General features: G+C 71.8%; 1 protein-coding gene. It reads right to left on the bottom strand.

Going from position 1 to position 1,479, the window contains the following annotated elements; translation table 11 throughout:
* Positions 1-1,479: ISNCY family transposase (locus Q7A36_RS39750; RefSeq protein WP_305109313.1), on the bottom strand; the 1,479-nt coding region annotated here is incomplete at both ends.

Genomic DNA, 1,479 nt, shown 5'->3' with positions numbered 1-1,479 from the left:
TGTCATGCCCGTTGCCTCATCGGCTACACCCGTTGCCGCGACCGGCGCTCCCGTTGCCTCACCACCGCTCCCGGCCGTCGCCTCAGATCCGGCTCCGAACACCAGCTGCCGGGCCGCATCCCCCCGCCATTGCTTCAGCCGCCGCTGCAGGGTCCGCAGCAACGCCTCCGGGTAGCTGTCCGGCATTTCCGCCTGCAGGCGCGCCAGCAACTCCCGCGCCGTCAGCCAGGGCGAGGCACAGAACCACGCGTGCAGCTGCGCCGTCACCTTGGCGAACGGATCCGGCCGCCGTCGCTCCCTCTTCGCCTTGGGCTTCGGCTGCGCCGTCGGGCGCACCTCACCCTCACGCCAGGCTGTCCGCAGACCCTTCAGGAACTCCTCCAGCGTCGGCTGTGTCGGCGCCGCGTGCTCGCCAACCCCGGTGCGGTCGGCCATCTCCACCAGCCGCTGCTGCGCCGCACGGATGTCGCGCAGCAGCCGCACCGGGTCCAGGCCGGAGGCCATCGCGCGCAAACGCGCCCTGACCTCCTCCGGGACCCGCGCGTCCTCGAGCAGCCGCTGGTAAGGCGTGGCCGGGGCGTGATACCGCTTCCGCACCACCGCGCCGTCACGCGACTTCTCGGCCAGCTTGAACGAGGGCTGGAAGAAGTTCACGAACAGCCGCACCGACCGGTACAGCTCAGCCAGCGCAGCCGCGGCCTCCAGCCCCTCGAGCCGCCGGTAGCCGACGATCCGCCGCACCACCGCGCCGTTCTTCTGCTCCACATGCGCCTGGTCGTTCTTGCGGTACGGCCGGCAGCGCGTGAACGCCACCCCCGCCGCCGCGCAGTAGTCGCGGACGGTCTCGTTCAGGAAGGCCGTGTCGTTGTCCGTGTCGAAGCCAAGCAACGGGAAGGGCAACACCCGACGCACTTCGTTCAGAACCTCGGTCACCAGTACCTGTTCACGCACCAGCAACGGCGCGCACTCCGTCCAGCCCGACGCGATGTCGGTCAGCACCAGCGTCTGCACGTAGCTGCCCCGCGCCGTCGGCCCGCTGTGCCATACCAGGTCGGCTTCGAAGAAGCCGGGCGCTGGGTCGCCCCAATCGGCGAAGGTCCGCACCGGCACGCTCCGCCGCAACGCCGCCGAGGGCGGCGTGCGCCGCCGCGTTGCCCCACCCGCCGCCGTCCTCACCTCCCGCAGCACCCGGTCGATCGTCGCCGCGCTCATCGCCAGCACCCCGACCCGCACCTCCGGTGCCAGTTGCAGATGATGGTGCCGCTCCATCGCCTCCACCAGCACCGGCAGCAACGGCCGCAGCCGCTTGCCGCAGACCCGGTCGGAAGCCTCCCACAGCACGATCAGTGCCTCGCGCATGGCCGCGTCATAGACGCGGCCACGGCGCCCTCGCCGCGCCGCCGGCGCGGCCCCACCGTCCCGCAGCAGCCGCATCGCGTGCTTGCGGTGGTGTCCCGTCACCGCCACGAACTCGTCGAG

This window comes from Paracraurococcus lichenis, from assembly GCF_030657435.1.
Classification (GTDB): Bacteria; Pseudomonadota; Alphaproteobacteria; order Acetobacterales; family Acetobacteraceae; genus Paracraurococcus; species Paracraurococcus lichenis.
This window is presented reverse-complemented; position numbering and strand designations above follow the sequence as displayed.